Here is an 843-nt window from a genome sequence, read left to right as displayed (position 1 = left end):
ATTGGGCGCAAACTGCAAGCTTGCGCCAGCGGGGAATTCGGTATTGATAAATATAATCCAAAAAATAAAAAAGATTGTACAGAATGAAAGTTTATAAATTTACAAGTTACATAGAAAAAGAATACGCTATTCTTCGACCTAGTAGTAAAGAAAATATTAAAGAAATCAATTTGCTAGATGTTTGGTGGGATAGTTGGGGTAGTAATGGGAATAAAATCGGAGATTTTACATTTTGTTATGGCATTAAAATATGTAAATTATCCGTCTTTAATCTTTTACAAGAAAACTTTAAAGATATTAAGGGGGTAGATGTAAAGATTAATAAGACTGAAAGAGAGTTAAAAGCAAAAAATCCTAAAAGACTGAAATGGCTACCACAAGAAGACATTGCATTAAAATCCTTTTTTAGCCCTACATATTTTGATTGTCTTCCCCAAAGTTCTTTAGTTAAGACAGAAAGAGGAAGAATAGAATTAATTGGAGTGTCAGAATTAAAAGGAGAGGAAATAATTCCTCGTGAAAAAGGTAAAGGAATCTTCTTTGATAAGGAGGTTATCAATAATTATGATTTCTTCACTTTACAGAATACAAATCTATTATTATGCACAGAACGTGTAAAAGAATTTTGTCAGGATAAAGAATTTAATAATATCATTTTTTTAGAAATGGGAGATATAATTTAGGTAATGGGTAATGTATCAAATGTGTTGTTAAAATTCCAACAACTTACTAATCAAAATAATACAAAAGAATTGCCTTACTATTTTCCTTTATACACTATAGAGATAAGCGTTTTTCAAGCCTATAGAGCACTCTAAATAGTGCGAGGGGAATTATGAATTT

The 843-nt window shown here is 29.7% G+C and carries 1 protein-coding gene; it reads left to right on the top strand.

Annotated features, from left to right (window positions below; genetic code table 11):
- Positions 1-83 precede the first annotated feature (83 nt).
- Positions 84-683: a hypothetical protein gene (locus tag HMPREF1551_RS02735; protein WP_021627498.1), complete on the top strand. Its 600-nt coding sequence runs from the start codon at positions 84-86 to the stop codon at positions 681-683.
- The last annotated feature ends 160 nt before the right edge of the window (positions 684-843 follow it).

Origin of the sequence: Capnocytophaga sp. oral taxon 863 str. F0517 (assembly GCF_000466425.1) — a bacterium.
Taxonomy (GTDB): Bacteria; Bacteroidota; Bacteroidia; order Flavobacteriales; family Flavobacteriaceae; genus Capnocytophaga.
Note: the sequence above shows the minus strand (reverse complement) of the source record. Positions and strands in the feature narration are given on the sequence as shown.

Excerpts from the sequence above, each read along its gene's own strand:
- HMPREF1551_RS02735 (WP_021627498.1), top strand. The coding sequence starts at position 84 with ATGAAAGTTTATAAATTTACAAGTTACATAGAAAAAGAATACGCTATT.